Below are 23,779 nucleotides of genomic sequence, written 5' to 3' on the forward strand. Positions count from 1 at the left end.
ATGACCAGCCTTGGCGACCTGCTCGCCGTCAGCGGCTACCGCCTGGGGTGGGGCACCGTGCGCCGGCTCCCCGAGCGGACGGCACTCACGGTCTTCGAGCAGCTCGCCGACCTCACCACCGCACGGGGCGGCAAGGGTGTGCGGCGGCTGCGCAGCAACTACGCCAGGGCGCGCCCCGAGCTCTCGGCGGCAGAGCTCGACGCCCTGGTCAAGGAGGGCATGCGCTCCTACCTGCGCTACTACTGCGAAGCCTTCCGGCTGCCCGACCGCAGCCAGGCGGAGATCGTCGCATCGGTGCGCGTCGAGGGCGACGGTCCCGTCCGGGCGGAGCTGGCCGCAGGCCGGCCTGTCGTCTGCTTCCTCGGCCACCTCGGAAACTGGGACCTCGCCGGCGCGTGGGGCACGACCGCCATCGCTCCGGTCGTCACCGTTGCGGAGCGGCTCGAGCCCGAGGAGGTGTATGCCGAGTTCCTCGCCTTCCGCGAGTCGCTCGGCATGACGATCCTGCCGCTCACCGGCGGCGGGGACGTCTTCGCGCAGCTGCGCGGCCACCTCACCAAGCCGGTGCTCATGCCGTTGCTCGCAGACCGTGACCTGACCGACCGCGGGGTCGAGGTGGACCTGCTCGGGCACCGCTCCAAGATGGCGGCCGGTCCGGCCGCGCTGTCGCTGGCCACGGGTGCCGCGCTGTTCCCGGTGTCGATCCACTACGAGCGACTCGAACGGCCCAGCTGGAAGCACCGGACCGTCATCACCTTCCACGAGCGGGTCGAGGTGCCGACGACGGGCGCGACCCGCGCCAAGGCGGTGGCGATGACCCAGGCGTGCGCCGACGCGCTCGGTGCAGCGATCGTCGAGCACACCGCCGACTGGCACATGTTGCAGCGAGTCTTCCTCGACGACCTCGAGCCCCGACCGGGTCGGGCGCCAGGGGAGTGGCCGTGAGGATCGGGATCGTCTGCCCCTACTCGTTCGACGTGCCCGGCGGGGTGCAGTTCCACGTCCGCGACCTGGCCGAGCACTTCCTCGGGCAGGGGCACCACGCGTCGGTCCTGGCGCCGGCCGACGAAGACACCCCGCTGCCGCAGTACGTCGAGTCGGTGGGGCGCGCGGTGCCCGTGCGCTACAACGGTTCGGTCGCACGGCTGAACTTCGGGCCGCTCACCGCTGCTCGGGTGGGCCGGTGGCTGGAGGCCGGCGACTTCGACGTCCTGCACATCCATGAGCCGGTCACCCCCAGCATCGCGCTGCTGGCCCTCTGGTCGGCCGAAGGGCCGGTCGTGGCCACGTTCCACACGTCGAACCTGCGATCGCGAGCCATGCAGGCGGCATACCCGCTGCTGCGCCCGAGCCTGGAGAAGATCAACGGCCGCATCGCCGTGTCGGAGGACGCGCGACGCACGGTCACCACCCACCTCGGTGGTGACGCGGTCGTGATCCCCAACGGTGTCAACGTGTCGCGGTTCGCCGATGCCGCACCCGACCCGCGCTGGACCGGGACCGACGCGGCTCCCACCATCGCCTTCCTCGGTCGCATCGACGAGCCCCGCAAGGGCCTACCGGTGCTGGCCGCCGCGATGCCCACGGTGCTGGCGGCGCACCCGGGAGCGCGCGTGCTGGTCGCCGGGCCCGGAGACGTCGAGGCGGCCCGCGAGCGGCTCGATCCGGCCGTGGCCGCGGCGACCGAGTTCCTCGGCATGGTCAGCGACGAGGACAAGGCGGCGTTGCTGTCGTCGGTCGACGTCTACGTCGCGCCGCACACCGGCGGCGAGAGCTTCGGCATCGTCCTCGTCGAGGCGATGAGCGCGGGGGCCCCGGTCGTGGCCAGTGACCTGCCGGCGTTCGTGCGGGTGCTGGACGGGGGTCGAGCGGGATGCACGTTCGCCAACGAGGACGGCGACGACCTGGCCCGCCACCTCGTGCGGCTGCTGGGCGACCGCGCCGAGCGCGAGCGACTGGGCGAGGCCGGGCACCAGCGCGCGTGGGTGTTCGACTGGTCGGTGGTCGCCGAGGACGTGATGGCGGTCTACGACACCGTCACCCACGGTGCCGACGAGGCGCGTGCCGACGCCGGGGCGGACACCCGGTGGACCCGGCTGCTGCGCGGCCGGCGAGGAGGGGAGAACTGATGGACTCGCTGACCTGGGGTGTCGTGGTGGTGGCGGTGCTGTTGGGCGTCGCCTGGTACCTGTCCTACAGCGCGGCCCGGCTCGACCGGCTGCACACCCGCGCCGAGGGCGCGCTCTCGGCGCTCGACGCCCAGCTGGTGCGCCGGGCCGAGGCGACGCTTGAGCTGGCGAACTCGGGGGCGGTCGACCCAGCCAGCGCGTTGATGCTCGCCGGCGCGGCGTCGGAGTCGCTCGAGGCCCACAACGAGCGGGCGATCGAGGACGACCTGTTGGACGGGCAGAGGTTCGGGGCGCGGGAAGGGCTCGAGAGCGACCTGACCGAGGCTCTCCAGGCGGCGCTGACGCCCGACGTGGTGGCCGGACTGCGCGCGGAGGACAGCGACGGGTTGGGGGCCAGCGCCCTGCAGCGGGTCGAGGCCGCCGGCGTGCGGGTGCAGCTCGCTCGGCGGTTCCTGAACGACGCCGTCACCGACGTCCGCCGGGTGCGACGCAAGCCAGTGGTGCGGCTGTTCCGCCTGGCCGGGCACGCCGACCTGCCCCGCACCGTGGAGTTCGACGACGAGCTGCCCCCGGCCGTCCGCGACTGACCCACTCGCACTTCTGGCCACTGGTGCGGCACGGGAGGCGCCTCCGGGGGCGGGCGCCCGGCATACCTGGCCAGAAGTGGGCACCACCCACGTCCTCTGGCCACTGGTGCGGCACGGGAGGCGCCTCCGGGGGCGGGCGCCCGGCATACCTGGCCAGAAGTCGGCACCACCCACGTCCTCTGGCCACTGGTGCGGCACGGGAGGCGCTTCCGGGGGCGGGCGCCCGGCATACCTGGCCAGAAGTCGGCACCACCCACGTCCTCTGGCCACTGGTGCGGCACGGGAGGCGCTTCCGGGGGCGGGCGCCCGGCATACCTGGCCAGAAGTCGGCACCACCCACGTCCTCTGGCCACTGGTGCGGCACGAGAGGCGCCTCTGGGGGCGGGCGCCCGGCATACCTGGCCAGAAGTGCGGAAGGGGTGAGGGGCGGTCGGGGGCGCCGTCGCAACCCACTAAACTCGGCTGCGAAGCGCGTCCCCTGCGCTGCGCCCTGCACCTCAGTTGGAGTGACCCATGTCCGCGGACAGCACCACCACCAGCCAGCCCACCACCGGCACCTCGCGCGTCAAGCGCGGCATGGCCGAGATGCTCAAGGGCGGCGTCATCATGGACGTCGTCAACGCCGAGCAGGCCAAGATCGCCGAGGACGCCGGCGCCGTCGCCGTGATGGCCCTCGAGCGGGTCCCGGCCGACATCCGCGCCCAGGGTGGCGTGTCCCGGATGTCCGACCCCGACATGATCGACGGCATCATCGAGGCCGTCTCGATCCCGGTGATGGCCAAGGCCCGCATCGGCCACTTCGTCGAGGCCCAGGTGCTCCAGTCGCTCGGGGTCGACTACATCGACGAGTCCGAGGTCCTCACCCCCGCCGACTACGCCAACCACATCGACAAGTGGAACTTCACCGTCCCCTTCGTCTGTGGCGCGACCAACCTCGGCGAGGCCCTGCGCCGCATCACCGAGGGTGCGGCGATGATCCGCTCCAAGGGTGAGGCGGGCACCGGTGACGTCTCCAACGCGACGACCCACATGCGCCAGATCCGCCAGCAGATCCGCCGTCTCCAGGGGCTGCCCGAGGACGAGCTGTTCGTCGCGGCCAAGGAGCTGCAGGCCCCCTACGAGCTGGTCAAGGAGGTCGCCGAGCTCGGCAAGCTCCCGGTCGTGCTGTTCACCGCCGGTGGGATCGCGACCCCGGCGGACGCGGCGATGATGATGCAGCTCGGCGCCGAGGGTGTCTTCGTCGGCTCGGGCATCTTCAAGTCCGGCAACCCCGCCCAGCGCGCCGAGGCGATCGTCAAGGCGACCACCTTCTTCGACGACCCCGACGTGATCGCCAAGGTCTCGCGCGGCCTGGGCGAGGCGATGGTCGGCATCAACGTCGACGAGATCCCCGAGCCGCACCGCCTCGCCGAGCGCGGCTGGTGACCTGCCGCGCCCGCGGTGCCGTCAGGTGACGGTGCTGCGGGCGCGGAACTCGTCCCGCTCGAACTCGCGCCCCTCAAGCACTGCCGCGACGTGCTCGGCCGCGGCCACGACGTCGGCGTGCGACAGGTAGAGGGGGCTGAAGCCGAGCCGCACGATGTCGGTCTCCCGGAAGTCGCCGATCACGCCACGGGCGATCAGCGCCTGCACCACGGCATACGCCTCGGGGTGTCGCAGGCTCACCTGTGAGCCCCGCCGCGCCTCCTCGCGCGGGGTGGCCAGCGGCAGGTCGACGCCCAGGGCGTCGAGCGCCTCGATGAAGAGCCCGGTCAGCGACAGCGAGCGGGCCCGCACGTCCTCGATCGACAAGCCGTCGTATGCCGTCAGCGCGCCTTCCATCGTCAGCAGGCTGAGCAGCGGGGCCGTGCCGACCCGGGCCCGCGTGATCGTCGCGGCCGGGTCGTAGTCGGTGGACATCCCGAACGGGTTGGCGTGGCCCTGCCAGCCGGACAGGACGTTCTCGAAGCTCGGCAGGTGTTCGCGGCGCACGTAGACGAAGGCAGGGGCGCCGGGGCCGCCGCTGAGGTACTTGTAGCCGCACCCCACGGCGAGATCGGCCCCGCCCTCGTCGAGCCCGACCGGCATCGCGCCGGCCGAGTGGCAGAGGTCCCAGCAGACCAGGGCCCCGACGTCGTGCGCGGCGCGGGTCAGGGCCGGGAGGTCCCACTGCTCGCCGGTCCGGTAGTCGACCTGGGAGTAGGCCGCCAGGGCCAGCGAGTCGCCCAGCTCGGCGATCCGGGCCGGGGCGTCGGGCGTCGGCACCAGCTCCAGGGTCAGGCCGAGCAGGTCGCAGGCCGAGCGCGCGATGTAGACGTCGGTCGGGAACGAGTCGGGGTCGGTCAGCACCGTGCTGCGACCGGGTCGCATCCGCGAGGCGGCGACGATGGTCTTGAACAGGTTGATCGACGTCGAGTCGGTGACGACGACCTGTCCGGGCGCGGCGCCGACGAGCTCCCCGATGCGGTCGCCCACCCGCTCGGGAGCCCCCCACCAGTCGGACTCGTTCCAGGCCCGGATGAGCTGCTCGCCCCACTGTCGGGCCACGACGTCGGCAGCCGTCTCGGCCGCGGCGACCGACAGGGCGCCGAGCGAGTTGCCGTCGAGGTAGATCACTCCCTCGGGGATGCGGAAGGCACTGCGGCGGTCGGTGGCGGAGTGCTGGTCGTCGAGGTCGCGGGCGCGGGCGGCGAGGTCGGTCATGTCCGCAACCTATCGGCGCCCGGTCCCCCGATGTCAGGGCCCTGACCCGACGGATTCCGGGGACGTGCGGCGTACCCTGACGCTGGGATGCGGACCGGACGTGGACCGGGAGGTGGACATGGCGGGTGCGCCCACCATCGAGGAGCTCGAGCGCGAGGCCGACCAGGCCTGGTGGCGGGGCGACGGCGCTGCCTCGATGGCCGCGTCCGAGCAGGTCTACCGGCGGCGGCTGGACGCCGGCGACCCGGCCGGTGCGGCGCACCAGGCGATCACCCTCGTCCTCGAGTGGGCCACCCGTGGCGACCTCGACGTGGCGTCGGGCTGGCTCAACCGGGCCCGCAAGCTGCTGGCCACCCTGCCCGCATCGGCCGACCACGGCTACCTGGCCTACCTCGAGGCGACGATCGCGATGGACGCCGAGGGTGACCCCGCACCGGCTCGCGAGATGGCTGCCGCACTCGCCGAGATGGCCAGCCGCTTCGACGACCCCGCGCTGGGCTGCTTCGCCCTGGTGTTGTCCGGGGCGGCCGCCGTGCGCGAGGGCCACCCGCGCGAGGGGTTCGGCGACCTCGACGAGGCGATGCTGCCCGTCCTCGCCGGCCAGGTGCCGCCGCTGTGGTCCGGTGACATCTACTGCTCGGTGATCCACCTCTGTGAAGGTCTCGGTGACCTCGCGCGGATGCGGTCCTGGACCGATGCCCTGGACCGGTGGGCGAGGCCCCAGTCCGAGACCTTCATGTATGCCGGCGTCACCCGCATCCACCAGCTCCAGCTGATCGCGGCGGAGGGTGGCTGGGACCTGGTCGAGTCCGAGCTCGGCCGCCGCAGCGACGGACTGGTCGGCTCGCACGGGTGGCTCGCCGGGGCCGGCTACCACGAGCTCGGCGAGGTCCGGCGTCTGCGCGGTCAGGCCGACGCCGCCAGGGAGGCGTTCGACGCCGCGCTGGCCCTGGGTGTCGACCCGCAACCCGGCCTCGCCCTGCTCACCCGCGACCGGTCCGGCGCCGCGGCCGGTCTGGCCTCGCTGCGCGCCAGCCTGGGCCAGCGTGGCCGGCTCGAGCGGGCCCGGTTGCTCCCCACCGCCGTCGCCCTCGCCCTGGAGGCCGGCGACCCGGCGTACGCGCAGGCGCTGGCCGACGAAGCGGAGGCCACCGGTGCCCGGTACGGCACACCGGGCATGCTGGCTGGTGCCGCGCGAGCGCGGGCCGCCGTGCTCCTCTCCCAGTCGCGACCCGAGGAGGCGCTGCCGCACCTCGAGGTGGCCGCCCAGGTCTACCGTGACCAGCGCTTCCGCCACGCGAGCGCCCAGGTGCACGAAGGGCTCGCCGACGCACACCGGTTGATGGGCCACGAGCCCGCTGCGGCGGCCGAACGCGCCTGCGCTGCCGAGATCTACCGCCAGCTGGGGGCCGTGGACGACCTGCAGCGGCTGTCCCGCCCGACGCTGCCCGCGGGCCTGACGCCTCGCGAGGTCGAGGTGCTGGCGTGCATCGCGTCGGGCGCGAGCAACCGCGAGGTCGCCAGTGCCCTCTTCATCAGTGACAAGACGGTCGGACGACACCTGGCCAACATCTACGTCAAGGCAGGCGTGAGCACCCGCACCGCGGCGGCGTCGTGGGCGCGGGCGCACGGCATCGCCGCCCGCGAGCCGGCCTGAGGTCTGCAGCATCCGCACCATCGGTGACGAGTCGATCTGCACGATCCGCCCGACGCGGCGTGGCCACTCGCGCTCCTAGCGTCGAAGCCACCAGACCGCACCACCGGGGAGCGGCAACGCAACCACAGGGAGCCCGTCATGACCACACTCGACGAACCGGTCGTCACGACCGATCCGACCACGACCACCGGGGACGACCAGGCCGCCGTTGCCGAGCGGATGGTGCAGGTCCTCAACGACGGCGCGATCAACGTGCTGGGCAGCATCGGCCACCAGCTGGGCCTGTTCGACGTCCTCACGACCCTGCCCTGGGCGACCAGCGCGCAGGTGGCCGACGCGGCGGGACTGACCGAGCGGTACGTCCGCGAGTGGCTCGGTGGCGTCGTCACCGCCGGCTGGGTGGAGTACGAGCCGCAGGGCAGGCTCTACCGGATCAGCCCCGACCACGCACCGTTCCTCACCGGGACGGGGGTCGACAACATCGCCCGCACGATGGGCCTGATCACCCTGATGGGCCAGGTCACCCCGCAGGTGATCGAGACCTTCCGCACCGGCGGAGGGCTGAGGTACTCCGACTACCCGGGGTTCCACGACGCGCAGGCCGCGGACAGCGCGGCGGTCAACGACGCGTCCCTGGTCGAGACGATCGTCCCGCTCACCGGGATCGTCGACCGGCTGCGGGCGGGCATCGACGTCGCCGACATCGGCTGTGGTGAGGGCCACGCGGTGAACCTGCTCGCCCGCGAGTTCCCGAACAGCCGGTTCTGGGGCTTCGACTTCAGCCCGGAGGCGCTCGTGCCCGCGCGGGCGGAGGCGGCGGCCTGGGGCCTGACCAACGCGACGTTCGTCGACTGCGACGTGGCGGGGGAGGCGCAGGAGTCCTCCTACGACCTGGTCACGGCGTTCGACGCCATCCATGACCAGGCCCACCCGGCCACCGTCCTGGCCAACATCCACCGCTCGCTGCGCCCGGGTGGCACCTTCCTGATGGTCGACATCAAGGCGTCCAGCCACCTCGAGGACAACCTCGACCTCCCGTGGGCGAGCTTCCTCTACGCCGTCTCGACGGTGCACTGCATGTCGGTGTCGCTCGGGCAGGGCGGCGACGGGCTGGGCACCGTGTGGGGCACCGAGCTCGCCACCCAGATGCTGCACGAGGCGGGTTTCAGCGACGTGGAGCAGCACGACCTCGAGGCCGACCCGTTCAACGCCTACTTCGTGGCGCGGCGGTAGAGGGTCTGTCGGCGGTGACGCGCTGGGCCCTCGGCAGCGATTCAGTCAGGCAGGACCATGAAGAGCACCGGCAGGTGGTCGTCGGGGAGCCACCAGGGGCGACCCTCGCCGACCACCTGCCACCCGGTCCGCCGGTAGAGCTCGACGGCCGAGGGGGTCTCCTGCACGACGTCGAGCACCGGCAGGCGGCCGGAGGCGCGGATCGCGTCCACGGCCGTGGCCAGGAGGGCCTTGCCGACACCCCGCCCGACCGCGGTGTGGTCGACGAACAGGACGGAGACCGCCGCGAGCTCCTCGCGGGGCCGGTTCGCGCCGACGGTCCAGAGGTCTGCCTCCAGGCCGGGCTCGACCCGCGACACGGCGACGTGTCCGACGACCCGTCCGCCCAGCTCGGCGACCCAGGCCGCGTCCTCGTCGGCGCGTGCGATGAACCTCTCGACCGGGTAGGGGAGCGGCCAGTTCTGCGGGTAGCCCGAGTGTGGTTGCTGGGCTGCGAGCACCGCTGCCAGGCCCGCGATGTCGGCACCGGTGCGCTCGCGCACCAGCACCTCGTCCACGACGCCCGTCATGGCGCCACTGTAGGTCGGGGGCAGGGCGGCGCGGGACAGGGGTCCGGCCGGTCGTAGCATTCCGGGCGTGACAGACCAGCCCACCATCGGGGTGCTCGCCGTCCAGGGCGACGTGCGTGAGCACCTGTATGCCGTGGAGCAGGCGGGCGCGCGAGCCACCACCGTGCGCCGCACGACCGAGCTGGACGGCGTCGACGCCCTCATCATCCCGGGCGGCGAGTCGACCACGATGGACAAGCTCGTCCGCGCCTTCGAGCTGCGCGACCCACTGCGCGCGAGGCTGGGAGCCGGCATGCCGGCATACGGCTCCTGCGCCGGCATGATCATGCTCGCCGACCGGATCGCCGACGCACGCCCCGACCAGCAGACCCTCGGTGGACTCGACATCACGGTGCGGCGCAACGCCTTCGGGAGGCAGGTGGACTCGTTCGAGGAGGACCTGCACATCCGCGCCATCGGCGGCGCCCCCATGCGCGCCGTCTTCATCCGGGCGCCGTGGGTCGAGGAGGTGGGGGAGGGCGTCGAGGTGCTGGCCCGCGTCGAGGACGGCCCCGCCGCAGGTAGGATCGTCGCCGTTCGTCAGGGACCCTTGATGGCCACCTCCTTCCACCCGGAAGTGACCGGTGACCACCGGTTCCACCAGTTGTTCGTCGAGATCGTGAGAGGCAAGGCATGAGCGGCCACAGCAAATGGGCTACCACCAAGCACAAGAAGGCTGCCATCGACGCCAAGCGCGGCAAGCTCTTCGCCAAGCTGATCAAGAACATCGAGGTCGCCGCCCGCACCGGCGGCGGTGACCCGACGGGCAACCCCACGCTCTACGACGCCATCCAGAAGGCCAAGAAGACGTCGGTCCCCAACAGCAACATCGACAACGCCGTCAAGCGCGGGTCCGGTGCGACCGCCGGCGGTGCCGACTGGGAGACCATCACCTACGAGGGCTACGCGCCCGGTGGCGTCGCCGTCCTCATCGAGTGCCTCACCGACAACCGCAACCGCGCGGCCGCCGAGGTGCGCACCGCGCTGACCCGCAACGGCGGCCAGCTCGCCGACCCCGGCTCGGTCGCCTACGTCTTCGACCGCAAGGGCGTCGTGGTCGTGCCCAAGGGCGACAAGACCGAGGACGACATCCTCGAGGTGGTGCTGGAGGCCGGCGCCGACGAGGTCAACGACCTCGGCGACGCCTTCGAGATCATCTCCGAGGCCACCGACTTCGTCGCGGTCCGCAAGGCCGTCCAGGACGCGGGCATCGACTACGACTCGGCCGAGGCGTCCTGGGTCCCGAACCTCAAGGTGCCGCTCGACGCCGACGGTGCCCGCAAGATGATCCGGGTCATAGAGGCGCTCGAGGACTCCGACGACGTGCAGGACGTCTTCGCCAACGGGGACATCAGCGACGAGGTGCTGGCCGAGATCGAGGACGACGACGAGTAGAGCGTGTTGCTCCGCTCACGGGCGCGGACCGGTGTGTAGCGTTTGACCGAACATGTGTTCGGACGTGCTTCGGTGGTCCGAACCGCCCAGTGGATGTGAGGAGCTCCTGACGTGCGCGTACTCGGGGTCGATCCCGGCCTGACCCGGTGCGGCATCGGGGTGGTCGAGGGAGGGCGGGGCCGACAGGTCCGGCTCGTGGCCGTCGGTGTCGTGCGTTCGCCGTCGACCGAGCCCACCGCCGAGCGGCTGCTCCACCTGCAGACCGAGCTCGACACGTGGCTCGACCGGTTCCAGCCCGACGCGATCGCGGTGGAGCAGGTCTTCGCCGACGTCAACGTCGCGAGCGTCATGCACACCATGCAGGCCTCGGCCATCCCGCTGCTGGCCGCCGCCCGGCGCGGCCTGCCCGTCGAGCTGCACACCCCCACCTCGGTGAAGGCCGCGGTGACCGGTTCCGGCCGCGCCGACAAGGCGCAGGTGACGACCATGGTGACCCGCATCCTGCGGATGGAGTCAGCACCCAAGCCGGCTGACGCCGCCGACGCCCTCGCCATCGCGATCTGCCACCTGTGGCAGGGCACTGCCGCAGGTCGGCTCCAGGACGCCGCCCGCGCCGAGCAGGCCCGGCTGCGCTCGGTCCCCGGACCCTCGACGACCCGAGCCGCGGTGGCCCGGTGATCGCCTCGGTCCGTGGCGCCGTGCGCCACGTCGGGCTCGACCGTGTCGTCGTCGAGGTCGGGGGAGTCGGGATGCTGCTGCACACCACGCCCGCGACGGCCTCGTCCCTCCACCTCGGGCAGGAGACGGCGCTCGCGACCACCCTCGTCGTGCGCGAGGACTCGCTGACCCTCTACGCCTTCGGCTCCGACGACGAGCGCGACATCTTCGAGCAGGTGCAGACGGTCTCCGGTGTCGGTCCGCGCATCGCGCTGGCCATGTTGTCGGTGCTCGCGCCCGACCGCCTCCGAGCCGCGGTGACCAGCTCCGACCTGGCCACGCTCACCAAGGTGCCCGGCATCGGCAGGAAGGGTGCCGAGCGAATCGTCCTGGAGCTGCGCGACAAGCTGGGCCTGCCGTCCGGCGCCGCAGCCGGGTCGACGACAGCCCCGGCGACCGCGGCGCCGGCGTGGCGCGACCAGGTGTCCGAGGCCCTGGTCGGGCTCGGCTACTCCGCCAAGCAGGCCGAGGACGCCGTGGGCAAGGCTGCCGAGTCCGCGCCGACCGACGCCGACGTGTCCGCCATGCTGCGCGCCGCGCTGCGCGAGCTGGGTCGCTAGGCCATGGCCGACGGCTTCTCCTCCGAGATGTTCGAGGACTCCTCGTTCGACGCCACCGCACGGGTGGTCGACTCGGGCAGCGACGCCGACGAGCGCACCGTCGAGGCCGCGCTGCGCCCTCGGCGGCTCAGTGAGTTCACCGGGCAGGCGCGCGTCCGTGACCAGCTCTCGCTGGTGCTCGAGGCGGCCCGTCGCCGCGGCACCCCGCCCGACCACGTGTTGCTCTCGGGACCACCCGGCCTCGGCAAGACCACCCTCGCCATGCTGATCGGCACCGAGCTGGAGCGGCCGATCCGGATCACCAGTGGTCCGGCGATCCAGCACGCCGGCGACCTGGCCGCGGTGCTGTCCTCGCTGATGGAGGGCGAAGTGCTGTTCCTCGACGAGATCCACCGGATGTCGCGGTCGGCCGAGGAGATGCTCTACCTCGCGATGGAGGACTTCCGGGTCGACGTGATCGTCGGCAAGGGCCCGGGCGCGACGGCCATCCCGCTGGAGCTGCCGGCCTTCACCGTGGTCGGCGCCACCACCCGCGCGGGCCTGCTGCCCGCGCCGCTGCGCGACCGGTTCGGGTTCACCGGCCACCTCGACTTCTACGCCGCCGACGACCTGGTCGTCATCCTCGAGCGCTCGGCCCGCCTGCTCGACGTGCAGGCCGACACCGAAGGCATCGCCGAGATCGCTCGCCGGTCGCGCGGCACACCCCGCATCGCCAACCGCCTGCTGCGCCGCGTGCGCGACTGGGCGCAGGTGCACGGCCGCCAGGTCGTCGACGAGGAGGCCGCACACGCGGCCCTGGCGCTGTTCGACGTCGACGACCGTGGCCTCGACCGGCTCGACCGGGCCGTGCTCGACTCGCTCTGCCGACGGTTCGGCGGTGGGCCCGTCGGGCTCTCGACCCTCGCCGTCGCCGTGGGGGAGGAGGCCGACACCGTCGAGACCGTCGCCGAGCCGTTCCTCGTGCGCGAGGGGTTCATCACGCGCACACCGCGGGGTCGCGCCGCCACCGCCCTGGCGTGGTCGCACCTCGGCCTGGCCCCGCCGGCGGGTCATGCCGCCCAGCCCAGCCTGCCGCTCGACACCGGCGAAGGACGCTTCGGCGGCTGACCTGCACGGGTGCCGTCACGGCATACCCGTGGGAGCGGTCAGGGCGACATTCTTCGGTGCGCCCAAAGGTCACAATTGGAACGCAGCCTCGGTGGGGCACGTTGGTCGGTATGCCGTGCGTCACCTACACTCGGGCGGTCCCCCGGCTGGAGCCGGGGACTTGCGCGTGCCCGACTCCGAGGCGCCGCACCACCAGCCACCGGAAAGGGACTGCTCCATGTCGAATGGCGGCTCGCCCGTTGCCAGCCTGCTGATCTTCGCGCTGCCCGTGCTGCTGATCGTCTTCATGGTGTTCAGCCAGCGGCGCCGCCAGCGGGACGCCCAGACGCTGCAGGCGGGGCTGGCGGTCGGTGACGAGGTCTGCACGACCTCGGGCCTGTTCGGCACCGTGCAGTCCCTCGACGACGCCGTCGTCACCCTGGAGATCAGCCCCGGGGTCACCGTCCGCTTCGACCGGCGCGCCATCGGCACCAAGACGGCGCCCTCCGGCCCGGTCGAACCCGCCAATCCCGGCACCACCGAGTAGAGGTCCCTGCACGTGGCAATCAACCCGTACAACCGCAAGCCGCTGAAGGTCCTCGCAGCGCTGGCGGCCACCACCCTGGCGCTCTACGGCCTGCTGTTCGCGGTCACCACCTGGGGCACCGCCCAGTGGTCGCCCAAGCTGGGTCTCGACCTCGACGGCGGCACCCAGCTGGTGCTCAAGCCGGTGCTGGCCGGCGCTTCGAAGCCGACCAACGAGCAGCTCACCCAGGCCCGCGACATCATCGTCCAGCGCGTCGACGCCAACGGTGTCGCCGGCGCCGAGGTGACCACCCGCAACGGCGAGGACATCGTCGTCAGCGTCCCGGGCAAGAGCCTCGACAAGACCATCGAGGACTCGATCCGCAAGTCGTCGCAGATGCGCTTCCGTCCCGTCCTCGCGCAGTCGGCCGGCACCAACCAGCCCGTGCCGACCGGGACCTCCACCGGCACCGCCACGGGCACCGCGACGGGCACCGCGACGGGCACGGCGACGGGCACGGCGACGGGCACGGCAACGGGCACCGCGACGGGCACGGCCCCCAAGGCCACCGGCAGCGCCACGACCGCGGGCTCCGGACTGCCCGGCGCCTTCGTCAAGAGCACCACCGAGCCGACCCCGAGCGGGACGGCGACGACCACCCCCAGCGGCACCGCGACGACGAGCTCGGCCAAGCCGACCGACTCCAGCGACCTGGCCTGGATCACCGACGACGTCTCCAAGGCTTTCGAGGCGCTCGACTGCTCGGTCCCCGGTGTCACCGACACGATCGTCGACGACCCCAAGAAGCCGCTGGTGACCTGCAGCGACGACGGCGCGACCAAGTACGTGCTCGGCCCGGTCGTCGTGGACGGCACCCAGATCAAGGACGCTGCCGCGGGCTACCGGCCCCTCTCCAACGGCCAGCCGTCGAGCACCGTCGAGATCTCGCTGACCTTCAAGTCCGAGGGCACCAAGGCCTACGGCGAGGCCAGCCGGCGCATGGTGTCGCTGGAGTCGCCGCGCAACGAGATGGCCGCCACCCTCGACTCCCGGGTCATCGTGGCGCCCTACTTCGAGGCCGCGATCCTCGACGGACGGGCCAGCATCACCGGCTCCTTCACCATCCAGGAGGCTCGTGACCTCGCCAGCCAGCTGAAGTTCGGCGCGCTGCCGCTGTCGTTCACGCTGCAGACCCGTGACCAGATCAGCCCGACGCTCGGCAGCGAGCAGCTCCAGATGGGTCTGGTGGCCGGCATCATCGGCTTCATCCTGGTCTTCGGCTACTCACTGGCGCAGTACCGCGCCCTCGGCCTGGTCACCGTCCTCTCGATCGTGATCGCCTCGCTGTTGACGTACGTGGCGATCGCCCTGCTCGGGTGGTCGCACAACTTCCGGCTCGACATGGCGGGCGTGACCGGCCTGATCGTGGCCATCGGTGTCACCGCCGACTCCTTCATCGTCTACTTCGAACGCATCCGTGACGAGGTCCGCGAGGGCCGGCCGCTGCGTGCGGCGGTCGACACGGGCTGGCGTCGCGCCCGGCGCACCATCCTGGCCGCCGACGGCGTGAACTTCCTCGCCGCGTTCGTGCTCTACCTGCTGGCCTCGTCCAACGTGCGCGGGTTCGCCTTCACGCTCGGCCTCACGACCCTGATCGACCTGCTCATCGTCGTGATGTTCACCCACCCGCTCGTCGCCCTGCTGGCGAGCACCAAGTTCTTCGGTGGCGGTCACCGCTGGTCGGGGCTCGACCCCGAGCGGCTGGGTGCCAAGGCCCAGAAGCCCCGGTATGCCGGGCGCGGACGGGTCGCGATGCCCACCACCGCACGGACCGCGAGCGACGGGAGCGCGCTGTGATCAACTTCGCCGCACTGGGCAACGACCTCTACACGGGCAAGCGGTCGATCGACTTCGTCGGTCGCCACAGGCGCTGGTACGCCCTCTCGGGGGTCTTCGTCCTGATCGCGCTGATCGGTCTGGTCTGGCACGGGCTCAACCTCAGCCTCGAGTTCCGCGGCGGCTCGGAGTTCCGGATCTCCAAGGTGGCCGCCAGCCAGGACTACGAGGCGCGCGCCAAGGACGCCGTCGGCACGGTGCCGAACGCCGGCGCCGCCGAGGTCACCAAGATCGGCTCCGGCACGATCCGCGTCCAGACCGAGAAACTCGACGAGTCGGGGATCCGCGCGGTCCAGGCCGCCCTGGCTGACGAGTTCAAGACCGACGCCAACGATGTGTCCGCCTCGTTCGTCGGCCCGTCGTGGGGCGCCTCGGTCAGCCAGAAGGCGCTGCAGGCCCTGGCCGTCTTCCTGGCGCTCGTCTCGATCGTGATGGCGCTCTACTTCCGCACCTGGAAGATGGCCGTCGCGGGCCTCGCGGCGCTGCTGCACGACCTCTTCATCACCGTGGGCATCTATGCGCTGGCCGGCTTCGAGGTCTCGCCGGCCACGATGATCGGCTTCCTCACCATCCTCGGCTACTCGCTCTACGACACCGTCGTCGTCTTCGACAAGGTCCGCGAGAACACCACCGAGGCCCTCGGGAACGGCCGGATGACCTACCAGCAGGCCGCGAACCTCGCCGTCAACCAGACCCTGGTGCGCTCGATCAACACGACGATCGTGGCGCTGCTGCCGATCGCGTCGATCCTCGTCATCGGCTTCCTGTTCCTCGGCCCGGGCACGCTGCTCGACCTGGCCCTGGCGCTGTTCGTCGGTATCGCCGTCGGCGCCTACTCGTCGATCTTCATCGCCACCCCGCTGCTCGTGCACCTGCGCATGAAGGAGCCGGCGATCGTCGACCTCGACAAGAAGGCGACCCGCTACCAGGCCCGCCACGGCGGCGTGGTCTCGTCCTCGGACGCTGCTCCGGTGGAGCACGCGCCCGACGCCGAGGAGCTGGCCGAGGGCCGCGAGCCGGTCCCGGCCGCCGCGGCTCGCACCGGTGGCGTGCGCGAGACGCACAAGTACGCGACGAGCGGTCCGCGCAACCAGCCCAAGCGCCCGCCGAAGTCACGTCGATGAACGACCCGTCGGTGAGCAGCACGTCGGTGAGCAGCACGTCGGTGAGCAGCATGTCGGTGAGCAGCTCGCTGTCGGAGCGTGTCGACGCGGCCCTGCGGGACGTCCAGGACTTCCCGAGCCCGGGGATCCTGTTCAAGGACGTCACCCCGGTGCTCGCCGACGGCCAGCTGTTCGGCGACGTCATCCGCGACCTGGCGGAACGCCGCCGCGGGAGCATCGACCTCGTCGTGGGCATCGAGGCCCGCGGCTTCATCCTCGGGGCCGCGCTGGCGCACGAGCTCGGCGTCGGGTTCGTCCCGGTCCGCAAGGCCGGCAAGCTGCCCGGTGCGGTGCTGGGGCTGACCTACGACCTCGAGTACGGCTCGGCCACCGTCGAGATCCACGAGGACGCTTTCGTGGGCGGCGAGCGGGTCCTGCTCGTCGACGACGTGCTGGCCACCGGCGGCACGGCCGCTGCCGCCTGCGAGCTGCTCGAGCAGGCCGGCGCCGAGGTCGTCGCGTTCGAGACGCTGGTCGAGCTTGCCTTCCTGCCGGGTCGCGAGCGGCTGGCCGGACGCGAGGTCCACTCGACCGTGGTGGTCCCGTAGGCTCGTGACATGACTGAGGACGTCGTCACCGGGCCGGTGCCCACCGGCGCGTCCTCGGCCAACCGGGTCCGGGCCCGGCTGGCCCGCTTCGGCAGTCGTGGGGGCCCGACCAATCCGGTGCTGGAGCCGCTGCTGCAGACCGTGCGGGCCACCCACCCCAAGGCCGACCTCACCGTCATCGAGCGCGCTTATGTCGTGGCCGAGGAGGCCCACCGCGGGCAGAAGCGCAAGTCCGGCGACGCCTACATCACCCACCCGCTCGCGGTGACGACGATCCTCGCCGAGCTCGGCATGACGCCGGCCACCCTCGCGGCCGCGCTCCTGCACGACACGGTGGAGGACACCGCATACAGCCTCACGCAGCTGGAGAAGGACTTCGGGCGCGAGGTCGCGATGCTGGTCGACGGCGTGACCAAGCTCGACAAGGTGACCTACGGCGACGCCGCCCAGGCCGAGACGGTACGCAAGATGGTCGTGGCGATGGCCCGCGACATCCGCGTGCTCGTCATCAAGCTCGCCGACCGCCTGCACAACGCGCGCACCTGGCGCTACGTGTCGGTCGAGTCGGCGCAGCGCAAGGCCCGCGAGACGCTCGAGATCTATGCCCCGCTGGCGCATCGGCTCGGCATGAACACCATCAAGTGGGAGCTCGAGGACCTGTCGTTCGCGACGCTCTACCCCAAGGTCTACGACGAGATCGTGCGGCTCGTGGCGGAGCGCGCCCCCGCTCGCGAGGAGTTCCTCTCCGGAGTGCGCGAGCAGGTCAGCGAGGACCTCAAGGGCGCCAAGATCAAGGCCACCGTCACGGGTCGGCCGAAGCACTACTACTCCGTCTACCAGAAGATGATCGTCCGCGGTCGCGACTTCGAGGACATCTACGACCTCGTCGCAGTGCGGGTGCTGGTCGACTCGGTGCGCGACTGTTACGCGGCGCTCGGCGCCCTGCATGCGCGGTGGAACCCCCTGCCCGGGCGGTTCAAGGACTACATCGCGATGCCGAAGTTCAACATGTACCAGTCCTTGCACACCACCGTGATCGGTCCCGAGGGCAAGGCCGTCGAGATCCAGATCCGCACGCACACCATGCACCGTCGCGCCGAGTACGGCGTGGCCGCGCACTGGAAGTACAAGGAGGACGGCACCGCTCCGGCGGCGGGCGCCAAGGACGGCGAGACCGGTCCGATCAACGACATGGCGTGGCTGCGCCAGCTGCTCGACTGGCAGAAGGAGACCGCCGACCCGGGGGAGTTCCTCGACTCGCTGCGTTTCGAGATCAACGCCCGGGAGGTCTACGTCTTCACTCCCAAGGGCGAGGTGGTGGCGCTGCCGGCCGGGGCGACACCGGTCGACTTCGCCTATGCGGTGCACACCGAGGTGGGTCACCACTGCATCGGCGGACGGGTCAACGGGCGGCTCGTCCCGCTCGAGTCCACCCTCGAGAACGGTGACGTCGTCGAGGTGCTGACCTCCAAGGCCGACGGTGCCGGACCGTCGCGGGACTGGCTCACCTTCGTGAAGTCACCGCGGGCCCGCAACAAGATCAAGCAGTGGTTCTCGAAGGAGCGCCGCGAGGAGGCGATCGAGAACGGCAAGGACGCGATCGCCCGCGCGATGCGCAAGGAAGGGCTGCCGCTGCAGCGACTGCTCACGGTCGAGACCCTGACCGGTCTCGCCTCCGAGCTGCGTTACCAGGACATCGACGCCCTGTATGCCGCGGTGGGCGAGGGGCACGTCTCCGCCCAGCACGTCGTGGGCCGGCTCGTGGTCTCGCTCGGTGGCGAGGAGGGCGCGTCCGAGGACCTTGCCGAGGCGACCACCCCGACCCGCTCCATGCGCCGGCGTTCGGGCGACCCGGGCGTCGTCGTGGTCGGCACCGCCGACGTGTGGGTCAAGCTGGCCCGCTGCTGCACGCCGGTGCCGGGCGACCCCATCATGGGCTTCATCACGCGCGGCAGCGGGGTCTCGGTCCACCGCACCGACTGCACGAACGCCGAATCACTACTCTCCCAGCCAGATCGGATGATCGAGGTCGAGTGGGCGCCATCGTCTGCCTCGGTCTTCCTCGTCCAGCTCCAGGTGGAGGCGCTCGACCGCAACCGGCTCCTGTCCGACGTCACGCGCGTGCTGTCCGACCAACACGTCAACATCCTGTCGGCGTCCGTGCAGACGTCGCGCGACCGGGTCGCGATCAGCAAGTTCACCTTCGAGATGGGTGATCCCAGCCACCTGGAGCACGTGATGAAGGCGGTCCGCAAGATCGACGGCGTGTTCGACGTCTACCGGATCACCGGCACGAAGGCCACCGCCGCGAAGGCCTGACCCGCGTGACTTGGTTGCCCGCGTGGGTCAGCCGCTGAACTCGTCGAGGTTGCCGCGGGCCTGGGCGAGCCACTGCTCCTGGGCGTCCAGCTTGGCCTGGGCATCCTTCACCTTGCGGTCGTTGCCGGAGGCCTGGGCCTTGGCGAGGTCGTCGCGCAGGCTGGAGACGGAAGCCTCCAGCTGGTCGACCATGCTCTGGGCTCGGGCTGCCACCTCGGGGTTGGACTGCTTCCAGCGCTGGTCGTCGGCGTCGCGGACGGCCTGCTCGATCCGGCGCATCCCCTTCTCCATCCGGTCCACGTCGCCGCGCGGCACCTTGCCGGCCGCATCCCACTTGTCCTGCAGGGTGCGCAGCGCTGACTTGGCTGCCTCGAGGTCGGTGACGGGCAGGATGGACTGCGCCTCCTTGAGCAGCTCCTCCTTGACGGCGAGGTTGCCGCGGAACTCCTCGTCCTCCTTGGCCGAGACCTCGTCCTTGGCCGAGAAGAACGCGTCCTGGGCGGCCTTGAACCGCTCCCACAGCGCGTCGTCGTCGGACCGGGAGGCCCGGCCGGCCTGGCGCCAGCGGTCCATCAGCCGCTTGAACGCCCCGGCCGTCTGACCCCAGTCGGTGCTGGTGGCCAGCGCCTCGGCCTCCTTGACGAGCTCCTGCTTGGCGGCCTTGGCCTCGGCCTGGGTGCCTTCGAGCTGTGCGAAGTGCACCCGGCGAGCCTTGTCGAACGAGTTGCGGGCCTGGCTGAACCGCTGCCAGAGCGCGCCCTCGGTCTCACGGTCGAGCCGCGCCCCACCGCGCTGGTGCTTCTTCCACTCGTCGAGCAGCTCACGCATCCGCGCGCCGCTGCTCTTCCACTGGATCTTGTTCTCGGGCTGACCGGCGATCTTCTCGGCCTCGGCCACGATCGCCTCGCGCTCGACGGCGGCGGCGGCGCGGGCCGCGCTGCGCTCGGCTGCCTCGGACTCCTTGCGGGTCTTCACCAGGCCCTCGATCTCGGCCACCTTGGCGTCGAGCCCGGCGAGGTCGCCGACGACGTTCGCGTCGGTGCAGTGCTCCCGGAGCTTGGCGAGCCCTTCGGTCGCGTCCTTGGCGGACAGCTCGGTCGAGGTGAGTCGCTGGTGCAGGAGGTCGGCCGACGCGTAGAGCTCGTCGAACTTGCGGGCGAAGTAGTGCAGTGCCTCGTCGGCGCTGGCACCGGGGTAGGCGCCGACCTCGCGCTCACCGTCGGCGGTCCTGACGAAGACGGTGCCGTCCTCGGCGACGCGGCCGAAGGTCTCGGACGGGGGTCCGGGCGGGGCCGCCACGGTGAGCGCGGCGGGCTGGGGGTGCGCGACCTTGCGGACCGCGGCGGGCGTCGGCACCGGGCCGGGCTTGGGCACCGGGCGCGGGACCGGCTTGGGGGCCGGGGCTGCCGCGGGTGCGGGGGTCGCCTCGGCGGCTGGCTCGGGCGTCGTCTCGGCGGCGGGCTCCGCGACCAGGGGCTCGGTCTCGGCGGCCGGTTCGGGCGTCGCCTCGGCGGCAGGCTCCGCGGTCACCGGCTCGGTCTCGGCGGCCGGTTCGGGCGTCGCCTCGGCGGCAGGCTCCGAAGACAGCGGCTCGGTCTCGGCGGCCGGTTCGGGCGTCGCCTCGGCGGCGGGCTCTGAGGTGCTGGTGTCGGGGGTTTCGGCCTGGCTGTCGTCGGGCTCGGTGTTCTCGGCCGGGGGAGTCTGCTCGGTCACGGTCAGGCCTTCTTCTCGGTCACAGCAACCTTGAGGATGCTGATGGGCGCTGCAGGGGCGCCGTCGGTGGCCCCTCCGCTCACGCCTGCTGCGGCGATCTTCTCGACAATATCCATACCGCCGGTCACCGTGCCGAAGATGGAGTACCCCTCGGGGACGCTGCTGAGGTCGCTGTCCTTGTACACGATGAAGAACTGGTCCGCGTTGGAGTTCGGGTCGTTCGTCCGCGCCATGGCGACCGTCCCCTTGGGGTACTTGCCGTCCTTGGGGGCGTTCTCGATGCCGTAGGTGTAGCCGGGACCGGTGCCACTGCCGCCCAGCGGGTCGCCGCACTGGAGCACGAACAGCGGGTCCTGGGTGGTGATGCGGTGGCAGGGGGAGTCGCCGAAGTAGCTGGCCTTGGCCAGGGCGACGAACGACGCGACCGTCTGCGGCGCCTTGGCCCCGTCGAGCTGGATGGTGATGTCACCGCAGTTGGTGGTGACGACCGCGGTGAAGGTCTTGCCGGCGGCAGTCGCCTTGTCGGGCTTGGCGACCTTGGTGATCGAGGTCGGGGGAGCAGGGGCGGCGGTGCAGCCCGCGACCGGGGCAGCAGTGGTGGTCGCGCTCGCGGTGGTCTGGGTCGAGCCGGTCGGCTCGGCCGAGGGGGTCGCCTTGTCGTCCTTGCCGAGCTGGGTGGTCAGGATGACGAACGCGGCGACGACGACGAGCACCGCGGCGACGACCACGGCCACCTGCCGGTTGCGCGCGGCCTCGCGCTCCCTGAGGGCCTGCTTGGCTTCGAACTTCTGTGCACGGCGGCGCTCCCTGGCGCGCTCCTGTTCCCTGGTCACGCGCGTCAGTCTAGGCAGGGACCTTGCGTGAGGTCGTCGTCGGGCACGGCCGCCAGGTCTCCCTGCAGCCACAGGGGCTGCTGGTCGTCGGCGTGCTCGGACCCGACGGAGCCGGTGACACCGTGCGGCACCACCCACCGGCTCCGCGAGCGGTCAGCGAGGTCCCAGACGTACCGGGCTGCCGGCGCCTGCACGAACGCATCGCCCGCCTCGGGCAGGCTCGAGGTGGCCAGCACGCAGTCACGGTCGCCGGACGCCCCGATCTCGGCAGGCGGCGCCTCACCGGGCGGACCCACGCGGATGGGGCGGAGCACGTGCCGCTCGCCCCACACGGCCTCCGGCGCGGCCGCTGCCTCCTCGAGCGCGCCGACCAGCTCCGCCTCGAGGTCGAAACCGTCGGGTGGCCCGGCGAGCAGTGACTCCAGCCGGACCGCCACCCGAAGCGCCAACGACATCCAGGGGGCGAACACCGTCGGGACGCCCGCGGGGGCCGACAACCCGTCGAACGCAGCCACGCGACACAGGGAGTCGACGAGCGCGGCGCGCAGCACGGCATACCGGTGTGCCAGGTGGCTGTCGGCGTCCATCCGGCAGTCCCACCCGAGCAGCGCGTCCCGCAGGGACGATGCGGCCGGGCTGAGGCCGGCCAGGCCGGTGAGGTGCGGCAGGATCCGGGCGGCGGGGGCGTGGAAGGTGTCCGTGTGGATGGCCTGGAGGGCGTCGGCGTCGAGGGCGTCAGTGGCGCCGAGCAGTTCGGCGATGCGACGGGCGCGGTCGGGACTGGCGAAGTCACGACCCAAGGGCGCGGTATGCCGGGTGGCGTGGTTCGCGTGCACGGCCACCTCGGTCACGGTGGACTCGGCGTGGGGAAGGTAGCCGGTCCACGCATACCCCGCGTCCCAGCCGGGGACCGGCCCCTCCCGGTTGGCGGCAGCGCGGTCGGGCACCAGCCCCGCGGTGAACTCCAGGACCGTGCCGTCGCGATCGGCGGCGAGGACCGCGTTGACCGGCTCCACCCAGCCGCGCCACGCGTCGCGCACGTCCTGGGCGGTGCGCGAACGCAGCAACGCGAGCGCCGTGGCCAGCCCGGCGTCGCCCTCGACACGCGGGACCATCCGCACGGACAGGGTCCGACCCGAGTCCACGTCACCGACCACCACCGGCCCGCGCGCGGTCTCGACGACCTCCACCTCGACCGGGTCGCCGTCGATGACGTGCACGACCTCGTGGTGGGTCGTGGCAGCGGTCCAGCCGTCCGGCTCGCGTGACTCGACCCCGTCGGAGGTGCGGCGCAGCTCCTCCTCGTAGACGTCGTGGCAGTCGGACATGGCGTTGGTGATGCCCCACGCCACCGTGCCGGCGTGGGCGAAGTGGGGGGTCCCGGGCACCCCAGCGAAGGCGATCCCGACGACGTCGAACTCGGGGCAGGCCAGGCGCACCTGCTGGTAGACACCGGGGAGCTCGAGCGACCGGTGCGGGTCGCCCGCGACGAAGGGTCTCCCGGTGGCCGACCGGTCCGGGGCGACGGCCCACGCGTTGCTGCCACTCGCGGCGATGCCGTCCCAGTCGGCGGCAGAGGGGTGCCGTGGTCCGCACAACAGGTCCCACGCCGCCGGTGCCTCGCGGCGGACCCGGTCGCGCCAGAGCTTGTCGCCGAGGGTGCCGAAGAGCACGTGCTGGGTGAGCAGGACCCCGATCGGGCTCCACGGCTCCCAGTGCCCGGGCGTGAGGTTGCCGAGCTCCGGGGCCACCTGACGCGCCCGGGCCTCGGCGAGACCGTCGTTGACGCCCTCGGCGTAGGCGGCGACCCATGCGGAGGTCTCGTCATCCAGCCGGTCGAAGCAGCGTCGAGCCGTGTCGATGATCCTGGCCCGGCGGGCGAACACGTCCCAGTCGACCCAGGTGCTGCCGAGCTCCTCGGAGACGCGACCCTCGGACCGCCAGCGCTGCACCTCGAGCTGCCAGGCCCGGTCGATCGCACAGGTCTGTCCCTGCAGCCACGCGAGCGAGATCACGTCCGGAGCCCAGAGCTGCGGGACACCCCAGCGGTCACGACGGACGACGTTCTCGCTCATGGCAGCCGACGCTAACCGACGTCGACGCCACGACGGGCGGAGGATCGCGGAT

Annotated in this window: 21 protein-coding genes; 16 read left to right on the forward strand and 5 right to left on the reverse strand. The window is 71.9% G+C overall.

All coding sequences use genetic code 11. The features are described 5' to 3' along the window. From BLQ34_RS04615 to pdxS, 4 genes are all read left to right on the forward strand, one after another. On the forward strand, nt 1-945 hold the full coding sequence (locus BLQ34_RS04615) for a phosphatidylinositol mannoside acyltransferase (RefSeq protein ID WP_091782136.1): 945 nt from the start codon (nt 1-3) through the stop codon (nt 943-945). Next, on the forward strand, nt 942-2,129 hold the full coding sequence (locus BLQ34_RS04620) for a glycosyltransferase family 4 protein (protein WP_091789275.1): 1,188 nt from the start codon (nt 942-944) through the stop codon (nt 2,127-2,129). The genes BLQ34_RS04615 and BLQ34_RS04620 overlap by 4 nt, the downstream gene beginning before the upstream one ends. Further along, nucleotides 2,129-2,716, forward strand: coding sequence for a hypothetical protein (locus BLQ34_RS04625; RefSeq protein ID WP_172829354.1), 588 nt, complete (start codon nt 2,129-2,131; stop codon nt 2,714-2,716). The genes BLQ34_RS04620 and BLQ34_RS04625 overlap by 1 nt, the downstream gene beginning before the upstream one ends. A gap of 513 nt (nt 2,717-3,229) precedes the next feature. Beyond that, nucleotides 3,230-4,141: a pyridoxal 5'-phosphate synthase lyase subunit PdxS gene (gene pdxS, locus BLQ34_RS04630; protein ID WP_091782138.1), complete on the forward strand. Its 912-nt coding sequence runs from the start codon at nt 3,230-3,232 to the stop codon at nt 4,139-4,141. A 21-nt stretch (nt 4,142-4,162) separates the two neighbouring features. Here pdxS and kynU read toward each other — a convergent pair whose 3' ends face one another. Next, nucleotides 4,163-5,398 carry a kynureninase gene (gene kynU / locus BLQ34_RS04635; RefSeq protein WP_091782141.1) on the reverse strand — a complete coding sequence of 412 codons (1,236 nt, stop codon included), beginning with the start codon at nt 5,396-5,398 and terminating at the stop codon, nt 4,163-4,165. A 118-nt stretch (nt 5,399-5,516) separates the two neighbouring features. On the opposite strand from kynU, the gene BLQ34_RS04640 reads away from it, so the two are divergent. Continuing rightward, nucleotides 5,517-7,055, forward strand: a complete 1,539-nt coding sequence (locus tag BLQ34_RS04640; RefSeq protein ID WP_157692902.1) for a LuxR family transcriptional regulator — start codon at nt 5,517-5,519, stop codon at nt 7,053-7,055. A 138-nt stretch (nt 7,056-7,193) separates the two neighbouring features. Continuing rightward, a complete protein-coding gene (locus tag BLQ34_RS04645) occupies nt 7,194-8,288 on the forward strand; it encodes a class I SAM-dependent methyltransferase (protein ID WP_091782147.1) in 1,095 nt (364 codons plus the stop codon). A gap of 41 nt (nt 8,289-8,329) precedes the next feature. On the opposite strand, the gene BLQ34_RS04650 is transcribed toward BLQ34_RS04645, so the two are convergent. Next, the gene (locus BLQ34_RS04650; protein WP_231961444.1) at nt 8,330-8,857 is read right to left on the reverse strand and encodes a GNAT family N-acetyltransferase; all 528 of its coding nucleotides are present in this window, start codon (nt 8,855-8,857) and stop codon (nt 8,330-8,332) included. Nucleotides 8,858-8,924: 67 nt separating this feature from the next. On the opposite strand from BLQ34_RS04650, the gene pdxT reads away from it, so the two are divergent. The 10 genes from pdxT to BLQ34_RS04700 all read left to right on the forward strand — a co-directional run bounded on the left by pdxT (nt 8,925) and on the right by BLQ34_RS04700 (nt 19,106). Continuing rightward, on the forward strand, nt 8,925-9,533 hold the full coding sequence (gene pdxT / locus BLQ34_RS04655; protein ID WP_091782151.1) for a pyridoxal 5'-phosphate synthase glutaminase subunit PdxT: 609 nt from the start codon (nt 8,925-8,927) through the stop codon (nt 9,531-9,533). Further along, nucleotides 9,530-10,291, forward strand: a complete 762-nt coding sequence (locus BLQ34_RS04660; RefSeq protein WP_091782155.1) for a YebC/PmpR family DNA-binding transcriptional regulator — start codon at nt 9,530-9,532, stop codon at nt 10,289-10,291. The genes pdxT and BLQ34_RS04660 overlap by 4 nt, the downstream gene beginning before the upstream one ends. A gap of 111 nt (nt 10,292-10,402) precedes the next feature. After that, nucleotides 10,403-10,969, forward strand: a complete 567-nt coding sequence (gene ruvC / locus BLQ34_RS04665; RefSeq protein ID WP_091782158.1) for a crossover junction endodeoxyribonuclease RuvC — start codon at nt 10,403-10,405, stop codon at nt 10,967-10,969. Next, nucleotides 10,966-11,568 (forward strand): Holliday junction branch migration protein RuvA, encoded by a 603-nt coding sequence (gene ruvA / locus BLQ34_RS04670; RefSeq protein WP_091782161.1) that lies wholly within the window; start codon nt 10,966-10,968, stop codon nt 11,566-11,568. The genes ruvC and ruvA overlap by 4 nt, the downstream gene beginning before the upstream one ends. A 3-nt stretch (nt 11,569-11,571) precedes the next feature. Beyond that, nucleotides 11,572-12,675 carry a Holliday junction branch migration DNA helicase RuvB gene (ruvB, locus tag BLQ34_RS04675; protein ID WP_091782179.1) on the forward strand — a complete coding sequence of 368 codons (1,104 nt, stop codon included), beginning with the start codon at nt 11,572-11,574 and terminating at the stop codon, nt 12,673-12,675. A 217-nt stretch (nt 12,676-12,892) separates the two neighbouring features. Beyond that, nucleotides 12,893-13,201 (forward strand): preprotein translocase subunit YajC, encoded by a 309-nt coding sequence (gene yajC, locus BLQ34_RS04680; RefSeq protein ID WP_091782182.1) that lies wholly within the window; start codon nt 12,893-12,895, stop codon nt 13,199-13,201. A gap of 12 nt (nt 13,202-13,213) precedes the next feature. Then, nucleotides 13,214-15,037 carry a protein translocase subunit SecD gene (gene secD / locus BLQ34_RS04685; RefSeq protein WP_091782185.1) on the forward strand — a complete coding sequence of 608 codons (1,824 nt, stop codon included), beginning with the start codon at nt 13,214-13,216 and terminating at the stop codon, nt 15,035-15,037. Next, nucleotides 15,034-16,200: a protein translocase subunit SecF gene (secF, locus tag BLQ34_RS04690; RefSeq protein WP_331712526.1), complete on the forward strand. Its 1,167-nt coding sequence runs from the start codon at nt 15,034-15,036 to the stop codon at nt 16,198-16,200. Before secD ends, secF begins: the two co-directional genes overlap by 4 nt. A gap of 11 nt (nt 16,201-16,211) precedes the next feature. Next, entirely contained in the window at nt 16,212-16,787 is a 576-nt protein-coding gene (locus BLQ34_RS04695; protein WP_407946387.1) for an adenine phosphoribosyltransferase, read from the forward strand. A gap of 9 nt (nt 16,788-16,796) precedes the next feature. After that, nucleotides 16,797-19,106 carry a RelA/SpoT family protein gene (locus BLQ34_RS04700; RefSeq protein WP_091782188.1) on the forward strand — a complete coding sequence of 770 codons (2,310 nt, stop codon included), beginning with the start codon at nt 16,797-16,799 and terminating at the stop codon, nt 19,104-19,106. A 27-nt stretch (nt 19,107-19,133) separates the two neighbouring features. On the opposite strand, the gene BLQ34_RS04705 is transcribed toward BLQ34_RS04700, so the two are convergent. The 3 genes from BLQ34_RS04705 to BLQ34_RS04715 are packed head-to-tail and all read right to left on the reverse strand — an operon-like array spanning nt 19,134 to nt 23,727. After that, on the reverse strand, nt 19,134-20,819 hold the full coding sequence (locus BLQ34_RS04705) for a DUF349 domain-containing protein (RefSeq protein WP_091782192.1): 1,686 nt from the start codon (nt 20,817-20,819) through the stop codon (nt 19,134-19,136). Between the two features lie 2 nt (nt 20,820-20,821). Next, on the reverse strand, nt 20,822-21,652 hold the full coding sequence (locus tag BLQ34_RS04710; RefSeq protein WP_091782195.1) for a peptidylprolyl isomerase: 831 nt from the start codon (nt 21,650-21,652) through the stop codon (nt 20,822-20,824). Nucleotides 21,653-21,657: 5 nt separating this feature from the next. After that, nucleotides 21,658-23,727: a penicillin acylase family protein gene (locus BLQ34_RS04715; protein ID WP_091782198.1), complete on the reverse strand. Its 2,070-nt coding sequence runs from the start codon at nt 23,725-23,727 to the stop codon at nt 21,658-21,660. Between the last annotated feature and the right edge of the window lie 52 nt (nt 23,728-23,779).

It is taken from the genome of Pedococcus dokdonensis (assembly GCF_900104525.1).
GTDB lineage: Bacteria > Actinomycetota > Actinomycetes > Actinomycetales > Dermatophilaceae > Pedococcus > Pedococcus dokdonensis.